This window comes from Pseudonocardia sp. 73-21, assembly GCF_001899645.1.
GTDB lineage: Bacteria > Actinomycetota > Actinomycetes > Mycobacteriales > Pseudonocardiaceae > Pseudonocardia.
On sequence record NZ_MKVV01000028.1, the window covers coordinates 36326 to 44339 of the forward strand.

An 8014-nucleotide genomic window follows, 5' to 3' on the forward strand; every position below is an offset into this window, starting at 1 on the left:
CCCCCTTCCTCCGTCGTGAACCGGGAGCAAGCCGTGACCGTCACCGTCGTACCCGAGCCCACCGCCGTTCCGCTCGCGGAGCAGATCGCGGCCGTGGTCACCGCGCATCCGGCCGTCGCCGGACTGCACGGGGGGATCTTCGGTGCGGTCGCCACCTACCTGCCGGGCCGCCGCCTCACCGGCGTGCGGGTCGGCGAGGGTGACGAGCCCGTCGAGCTGGCCGTGGTGCTGCACCTCGACCAGCCCATCCCGGGCGTCGTCCGTGACCTGCGCCACGTGGTCTCCGGGCTGTGCGGCGGGGCGGCGGTGGACATCACCGTCGCCGACGTCGCCGTCCCCGCCCGGTACGCCGCCGAGCTCGCCGGCGACGGGCTGGTCGACACCCGCCCATGAACGAGCAGGAACGAGCGGCCTTCCGCGCGTTCGTCCGTGACAACCACCCGGACCGCGGCGGTGATCCCGACGTCTTCGTCGCGGGTCTCGCCCGGTTCCGGAGTGGGCCGGAGCGCGTCTCTCCGTCCCCGCCGGCGTCGGGGGCCGGCGGGGACGGTGACGCACGCTCCGACCCCGCTGACCGCCGATGCGGGTGGCCGTGGCCCTGATCCGGACGTGGCACTGGCACCGCCGGCGCCGCGTGCAGTAACCGAGAACCACCCTTTACGGAGAGCCCATGAACGCCACCCGGACCGGCCTGCTGGCAGGCCTCATCCTCGGCGCCGCCGGTTCCATCGGCGGCTTCGGAGCCTTTCTCATCACCCTGATCGTCGGGATCGTCGGGTTGCTCGTCGGCATGGTGCTCGATGGCAGCCTCGACGTCAGCGGCGTCCTGGGCCGGGGCAAGGACCGGTGAGTACCGCCGACCCGGCCCTCGACGACGGGCCCGGCAGCCTGGACATCGCGCCGATCGTGCTCAGGAAGATCGTCGAGCACGCGGCCGACCAGGTCCCGGGCACGCTGCGCAACGAGCGCCGCCTCGCCGGCATCGACGTCGGCGAGTCCGGCTCCCACGCCAAGATCGCCACCGGTTCCGGTGACCCGTCGGCCGTGGACGTGCGCCTCGAGCTCACGCTGCAGTACCCGGCCTCCGTGCGCACCGTCGTGGACGCCGTGCGGCTCAAGGTCGGCGACGAGCTCACCCGCATCGCCGGCGCCCACGTGCGGAGCCTCACCGTCACCGTGTCCGGCCTGCGCGGCGCCTCCGTCACCGCCGCCCCCCGCATCCAGTAGCCCCTCCCCCTCAGAAGGAATGTCGGCATGCGCGTACTGCTCCGCATCCTCGCCCCGCTGCTCGGGCTCGCACTGGCCGCGGCCGGCGTGCTGTTCGTCATCGAGGTCGTCGCGGCGTGGGTCCGCCCCGACGCCACCACCGGTCTCGTCGTGCCATGGCCCGACTGGCGGGCCACGCTCGAGGGCCTGACCTGGGCCAACACGCCGGTGCCCGCCATCGCCATCACCGTGGCCGTCGTCGGCCTGCTGCTCGTGCTCGTCGCGATAGCGGCCCGCCGCTCCGACGTCCACCTCGACGCGCCGAGCCCCGAGATCGCCGTCACCACCGCCCCGCGCGTGCTGGCCCGGCTCGTGGGCACCCGCGTCCGCGCCACCGACGACGTCGCCGGCGCCAGCGTCACGGCGTCGGCGCGCAAGGTGAGCGTCTCCGCCCAGTCCTGGAACGACTCCACGCCCGAACTGCGCAGCACCGTCACCTCACGGGTCGACGACCTGCTCGCCGAGCTGCCCCTGCGCCGCCGCCCCCGCGTGTCGGTGTCGGTGCAGGAACGAAAGGGACCCCGATGACCGCCCCCGCCGCTCCCACCGACCGCGCCCCGGCCCCGGCCCCGGCCCCGGCCCCGGCCAAGCTGCGCCGCCGTTCGCGGTCGGCCGTGGCCCGCTCCGCGGGCGGCGACCGCTGGACGATGGTGATCGTCGGGCTGGTCCTGCTGGCCGCGGGCGTGCTCGTGGCCCTGCTGTCCTACGGCGTGTTCGGTGCCGCCCGCGCGGGCCGTCCGCTGCTCGATCCGATGATTGTCGACACGCTGCGTGCGCAGCCGCTCGTCTCGCGGATCGTGGCGATCGTCGCGGGCGTGGTCCTGGCCCTGCTCGGGCTGGTCTGGGCGTCCAACTCGGTGCGCCCGGAGCGCCGCCCGGACCTGCTGATCGACGGCGGCCCGGACACGTCCATCGTCGTCAGCTCGGCCGCGGCCGCCGACGCGGTGGCCAGCCAGGCCGGTGGCCTCCCCGGTGTCGGCCGGGCGAAGGCGCGCCTGGTCGGCGACGAGAGCGCCCCCGCCCTGCGGGTGACGCTGTGGCTGGCCGACGACGCCGACGTGCGCGACGTGCTGCGCCGGCTCGACAGCCACGTGCTGACCACCGCCCGGGAGTCCCTGGGGCTGTCGGCGCTGCCGGTGGCCGTCCGGCTGGAGCTGGACCGCTCGCACCCCACCTCGCGCGTCGCCTGATCCACCCGCTTACGGGAGCCACACCGCCCCTGCGGCAGGGTCCACGGGTGCGCTCGCGGTACCGGCAGGTGTGGCTCGTCTCGGCCGTCTCCATCGCCCTCGTCGTCGCGGGGTGCTCCGTGGGGCCGTCGCAGCGTCCGCCGGTGGCCGTCCGCGGCGACGCGATGCCCGCCGCGCCGGTGGCCCCGGGCAGCGCCGCCCCCGCCCCCGACACGGTGCCCGACCTCGAACCCCAGAACGCGTCGATCCCCTTCGCCGACTGCACGGACGACACGGTGAGCACGCTGCGCGAGCCGCCGTCCCGTCCGCTGCGGTTCGAGTGCGGGGAGCTGACGGTGCCCGCCGATCCCGCCGCCCCGCAGCTCGGCACGGTGTCGCTGGGCGTGCTGCGGGCCGGGCTCGCCGACGCGCCGGAGACCCGGCCGCCGCTGCTCGTCGTCGGGGACAGCGCCGGCGACGCGTCCGCGCGGGTGGCCGCGCTGCTGGCCGAGCAGGTTTCACCCGACCTCCTCGCGCAGTTCACGCTGATCGGGCTGGACCGGCGCGGGGCCGGCGCCGACCGCCTCGACTGCGCACCCGCCGACGCGCGCGCCGCCCTCGTCGACGCCGACCCCGCGCGGTCCTCGACCGCGGACCTGGCCAAGATCCTGGAGGAGGCCCGGGCGGTGGTCCAGGAGTGCAACCTGACCCTCGACAGCACGCTGAGCACGGTCCGCAGCGCCGCCACCGCCTCGGACGTCGAGCTGCTGCGCTCGGCGCTCGGGGTCAGCCGCCTCTCGGCGATCGGCACCGGTGACGGCGCCGGCGCGCTGGCCACCTGGGCGGGCACGGCTCCGCAGGCCGTCGGCCGCCTCGTACTCGACGGGCCCCCGCAGCCCGGCCTCGACGACCCCGACCGCGGCGAGGCGCGGGCCAAGGCCGCCGAGACGGCGTTCGACGCGTTCGCCGTCTCCTGCACCTCCCGGCCCGGCTGCGCCCTCGGGGCGGCGCCGCGCACCACCGTCACCGGCCTCCTGAAGGCCCTGGGCGCGCGTCCCCTCGCCGCCGTCGACGGGCGCAGGCTCACGGCGGGCTCCGCCGTCACGGCGATCCGGGCCACGCTCGGGGAGCCCCGGGACTGGCCGGCCCTGACCGCGGCGATCGCCGCCGCGGGCACCGGCAACCCGGCGCCGCTGCTGAACCTGCTGGACCCGCTCGCCGGGCCCCGCGGGCGCTTCGACGGCGCGCTCGCCACCGGCTGCAACGACGCCCGCAACCGGCTCTCCCCGGCCCAGATCTCCGAGCTCGCCACGCGCTGGACCAGCGCGTACCCGCTGTTCGGTGGCGAGGCCGCGCTCGGGCTGGTGGACTGCGCGCCCTGGCCCACCGGCGGCCCGGCGCCGACCCCGGCGTCCGCGGACGGGGCGCCGCCGATCCTGGTGCTGGGCACCGCGGGCGACCCGCGCGATCCGCTCGACGGCTCCCGCCGGGCGGCCGACGCCCTGCCCGACGCCCGCTTCCTGAGCTGGCAGGGCGCGGGCACCGGCGCCTACCCGCGCACCCCGTGCGTGACGGGGGTGGTGGACGCGATGCTCGTCGACGGCGTGGTGCCGCGGGCGGGCACGCTCTGTCCCCCGTAGATCAGGAGCAGTAGTCCTTCTGCGCGATCGAGACCACGCTCTTCGCCTGCTTGCTGTTCACCGTGGGCAGCACCGCGGGCAGGGCGCGCACCAGGTCGGCCGCGTCGGCGCCGTTGGCCAGCTGCTGGCAGATCACCTCGGCCGCCTCGGTCTCGGACCGGCCCGAGTCGCTCGTGGGGACGTCGGCGGCCCGCAGCGCCTTGAGGTAGGCGACCGCCCTCGTGCTCGTGGGGTCGACGGCCGCGTCAGGGCCCCCCGCGGCCGACGTGGGTGCGGCGGCCTCGGCCGAGGTCGGGGCTTCCTGCACCACCGCGGCGGTGGACGCCCCGCGCGAGCCGCCGACCAGCCCGGCGACCACCGCGGCCACCAGGATGAAGCCGCCCACCGCGGCCGCGACCAGCACCATCCGGCCGCCCGGCAGACCCCGGACGCGGCCGAGCAGGGCCGTCAGGGGGTGGCCGTCGTCGTCGGACCGGGCGCGGCGGCGGCGGGGCGACACGGTGGTCTCCCCGACGGCGGCCTCCGGCTCCCGGTCGACGGTGAACACGTGGGTGTCGGGATCGCGGTTGGCCTCGCGGGCCACGGCGGCCGCCGCGGCCGCGGCCTCCTGGGCACGCCGGCGCGCCGCCCGACCCCCGGTGGCCGGGACCTCGCGACCCGCGGGGGAAGCCTCGCGGAGCGGGACGGCCGGGATCGTCATAGTGGCGGCCCGGGCCACGGCCGACTCGTCGGGCGGCAGGGCCTGCCCCGGAACGGCCACCTGGTGCCGTGAGGGCCGGGACCCGTTCGTCGCCGGCACCGGGGCCAGCGCGACGCTCGTGGTCTCGTTGGCGCTGACGGCGCTGATGGCGTGGGCCCGCTCGACGGCCCGGCGCTCGGCCGCGGCAGCGGACTCCGCGTCGGCGGCCGCACGGGCGGCGAGATCGGCGGCGCTCTCCGCCTCGGCGGCGGCCGTGGCCGCGGCGGCGATGGCGGCGGAGGCCCGCGCGGCCGCGTCCACCGCGGCGGCCTCGGCGGCGTCGGCGGCGGCCTCCGCGGCGCGGCGGCGGCGGCGCTGCTCGTCGACGAGTCCGTCGGGGTGGGTGGAGCCGGGGCGCTCCTCGGTCAGCACGCCGTCCGGGGTCCCGTCCCCTGACTGCCACCCGTTCATCGACTCACCGACCATCGTGCGCTCCCCCGGTCACGGCGGCCATCGTCGGCCGAACCCTTGCCCGTCCAACGATCCACCTGCGGCGAAGGCGCGGTCCGGGCTTGGACAAGCACCGTAAGTGTGATGTCGATCACGCAGTACGGCCCAGCGTTTGACGCTCCGCTCCCGGGCTGCGACCCAGCGTCATGTAGCTCTGGGCCACTCGGAGCAACGTGTACCGGCTGGCGGTGCCGCGGCCGAGCCCGAGATCCACGGCGGCGTCGAACACCGGCTGGTGCCGGTCGGCCGCGGCCACGGCGGCGTCGAGGAAGCGGCCGTGCGGCACGAGCCGCGCCAGCACCGCGAGATGGCCCTGGTGGCGTCCGAACGTGCGGCGCATGGCGGCGCGGTGGGCGCCCCCGGCCCCGGACCCCAGCAGCGCGGCGCGCCCGGCCAGCACCCCCGACGCCACGGCGTCGAAGATCCCCTCGCCGGTGAGCGGGTTGACCATCGACGCCGCGTCGCCGACCAGCAGCACCCGCCCGTCGGGGTGGTGGCGCGGCGCGGTGGAGAGCGGCAGGTGGTGGCCGCGCACGGTCGCGGGGTCGGGCACCTGACCCGGAAGCAGCGCGTCGAGCTGGTCGAGGAGCTCCTGCCGCGATCCCCCGCCGCGCCGGTCGAACACCCCGAACCCGACGTTGGAACCGCCCCCGAGCAGCGGGAACGACCAGGCGTACGCCGGGTAGCGCCCGCGGGCGAACTCGATGAGCAGCGCGTCCGGTTCGAGCGCGGTGGGGGCGTAGCCGCGGATGGCGACGGCGGTGCCGTTCGGCGGGGTGCGGGGCGCGCCGAGGAGCCGACGCACCACCGAGTTCGCGCCGTCGGCGCCGATCACGACGCGCGCCGCGATGTCGCCGTCGAGGACGACGTGGTCACCGCGGACGTCGATCGCCCGGACGCGGTGGCGGCGCAGCTCGGCCCCGCGGTCGACGGCCGCCGCCACCAGCCGCTCGTCGAACACGGCGCGCGGGATCACCCGGTTCGGGCGCGCGCAGGTGCGGGCCACCACCCGCCCGCCCGGGCTGCGCAGCCGCAGGCGCGGCACCTCGGGGCCCAGAGGCGTCAGGTCGGGTACCCCCAGCGCGTCGAGCAGGTCCAGGACGTGGGCCGCGATGCCGTCGCCGCAGGTCTTGTCCCGGGGGAAGGCCGCGGCGTCCAGCAGCAGGACCCGGGCGTCGGGGCGGAGCTGGAGCACCCGCAGCGCGGCCGCGCTGCCGGCCGGGCCCGCCCCGACCACGGCCACGTCGACGATCTCGTTCACGTCATGGGTGTACCCCACGCGCGTGGCGCGTCAGACGACCACCCCGGTGCGCAGCGCCAGGACGAGCAGCCCCGCGCGGTCGGGCTCGCCCAGCTTGCGGGCGATGCGGTGGATCGTGGTGCGGACCGTGCGCTCGGGCACGTCGAGCGCCGCGGCGATCTCGTCGTCGTCGCGGCCCTCGGCGGCCATCTGCAGGAACTGCCGCTCCTTCGGGGTCACGGCGCACGAGGTGCCGCGCGCGCCGTGCAGGCTGCGGCGCCCCCGCGTGGCGGGCGCCTCCCGGCCGTCGGCGTGCTCGCGGCGGGCCAGCTCGGCCAGCGACCGCAGCGAACACGGCCAGGCGGTGCTGGTGGTGCCGGAGCAGGCCCGGCAGCGGTCCTGGGGATCGGGAAGGTGCTCGGTGAGGATCCGGAACCAGACCTCGACCATCGGGGCGAGTGCGGTGGCGGCGTCGGTGGCGGCGTCGGTGGCGGCGTCGGTGCTCACTGGACCGTGATCCGCACCGAGTCGATGGCCGGCGTCTGGTTCGCGCGCTGCATCATCGGCACCCGGTGCGAGCCGTCGCCGGCCCAGACGGTGCACTGGGCCTCGCCCTTGGGCAGACCGGTGACGTTGACGACCACCGTGTCGGGCGTGGAGCCGCCGCCGTTGTCCTGGGTGGCGACGAAGAACGCGGGCACCGGCGCGGCGTCCGGGGCCACGTCGCCGGAGGGCAGGATCCGGCACGCGGTGTGGAAGTGGCCGCGCTGCAGGCCGTTCGGGTCGAGGAACGAGCTCTCGAGGTAGTAGCCGCCCGCCGCGGCGCCCAGGAAGCGGTCGCGGACGAGGTTGCGGGTGCTCACCGAGATCGAGAACGGCGCGTCGGCCCGGACGGTGCGCGGGGCCTTCGTGATGAGCAGCGACGGGTTCTTGTCCGGCGCGGAGACCTCGCCGAACTCGGTGGAGACGCACGCCGGGGCGATCTGGAAGCCGGTGTGGGGCTGGAGCTTGCTGGTGGAGCAGTCGCGGCCGAGCACGTCGAGGCCGTTGGCCCCGCCGGCGGGCGGGGCGGGCGCCGCCGACGTCGTCGGTGCGGTGGTGGCGGTCGGATCGGCAGCGGGGTCGCCGGTCCGGGCCGCGGTGGGGCCGGCGGTCGGGTCCGTCGGGTCGTCGGCGGGCTCGTCGGCGGGCTCGTCGGTGGGCTCGTCGGTGGGCTCGGTGGCCGCCGGGGCCGTGGCGGTGCCGCCGTGCTGGTGCCCGGGTGCCGTGGTGCCCGTGGGGCCCTTCGTGCTGGTCGGTCGCTGGGCCGGGCTGGCACTCGCGTAGTCGCACGCGGCCGGCACGAAGCAGGCCAGGGCCGCGACGGTGGCGATCGTGATCCGCCGGCCGACGGCGGGGGCGGGTTCGGGTGAGGTGGGCATCGGGGGGAGCTCCGATCGGGAAGGGTCGTCGGGCTGGGGAGGACCCGTCGTGGTGTCCGGCTAGCGCCGGACGGAGTGGCGGGGACCGG

10 protein-coding genes are annotated in these 8014 nt (G+C 77.0%); 6 read left to right on the top strand and 4 right to left on the bottom strand.

What is annotated here, in order from left to right:
* Window positions 1-33 precede the first annotated feature (33 nt).
* The 6 genes from BGP03_RS07270 (at window position 34) to BGP03_RS07295 (ending at window position 4075) form a co-directional block, all read left to right on the top strand.
* Window positions 34-393: a hypothetical protein gene (locus BGP03_RS07270; protein WP_296375700.1), complete on the top strand. Its 360-nt coding sequence runs from the start codon at window positions 34-36 to the stop codon at window positions 391-393.
* Between the two features lie 277 nt (window positions 394-670).
* Entirely contained in the window at window positions 671-850 is a 180-nt protein-coding gene (locus BGP03_RS07275) for a hypothetical protein (RefSeq protein ID WP_296375704.1), read from the top strand.
* The gene (locus BGP03_RS07280) at window positions 847-1227 is read left to right on the top strand and encodes an Asp23/Gls24 family envelope stress response protein (protein ID WP_296375705.1); all 381 of its coding nucleotides are present in this window, start codon (window positions 847-849) and stop codon (window positions 1225-1227) included. Before BGP03_RS07275 ends, BGP03_RS07280 begins: the two co-directional genes overlap by 4 nt.
* A 27-nt stretch (window positions 1228-1254) precedes the next feature.
* Window positions 1255-1794 carry a DUF6286 domain-containing protein gene (locus tag BGP03_RS07285; protein ID WP_298796704.1) on the top strand — a complete coding sequence of 180 codons (540 nt, stop codon included), beginning with the start codon at window positions 1255-1257 and terminating at the stop codon, window positions 1792-1794.
* On the top strand, window positions 1791-2456 hold the full coding sequence (amaP, locus tag BGP03_RS07290; protein WP_298796706.1) for an alkaline shock response membrane anchor protein AmaP: 666 nt from the start codon (window positions 1791-1793) through the stop codon (window positions 2454-2456). The genes BGP03_RS07285 and amaP overlap by 4 nt, the downstream gene beginning before the upstream one ends.
* A gap of 47 nt (window positions 2457-2503) precedes the next feature.
* Window positions 2504-4075, top strand: coding sequence for an alpha/beta hydrolase (locus BGP03_RS07295; RefSeq protein ID WP_298796708.1), 1572 nt, complete (start codon window positions 2504-2506; stop codon window positions 4073-4075).
* 1 nt (window position 4076) lies between these two features.
* Here the strand turns inward: BGP03_RS07295 and BGP03_RS07300 are convergent, their stop codons facing one another.
* From BGP03_RS07300 to BGP03_RS07315, 4 genes are all read right to left on the bottom strand, one after another.
* Window positions 4077-5240, bottom strand: a complete 1164-nt coding sequence (locus BGP03_RS07300) for a DUF732 domain-containing protein (protein ID WP_296375711.1) — start codon at window positions 5238-5240, stop codon at window positions 4077-4079.
* Window positions 5241-5355: 115 nt separating this feature from the next.
* On the bottom strand, window positions 5356-6525 hold the full coding sequence (locus tag BGP03_RS07305; RefSeq protein ID WP_296375713.1) for a geranylgeranyl reductase family protein: 1170 nt from the start codon (window positions 6523-6525) through the stop codon (window positions 5356-5358).
* A 30-nt stretch (window positions 6526-6555) separates the two neighbouring features.
* A complete protein-coding gene (locus BGP03_RS07310) occupies window positions 6556-7011 on the bottom strand; it encodes a helix-turn-helix transcriptional regulator (protein WP_296375715.1) in 456 nt (151 codons plus the stop codon).
* The gene (locus tag BGP03_RS07315) at window positions 7008-7925 is read right to left on the bottom strand and encodes a hypothetical protein (protein WP_298796711.1); all 918 of its coding nucleotides are present in this window, start codon (window positions 7923-7925) and stop codon (window positions 7008-7010) included. Before BGP03_RS07315 ends, BGP03_RS07310 begins: the two co-directional genes overlap by 4 nt.
* Window positions 7926-8014: the final 89 nt, after the last annotated feature.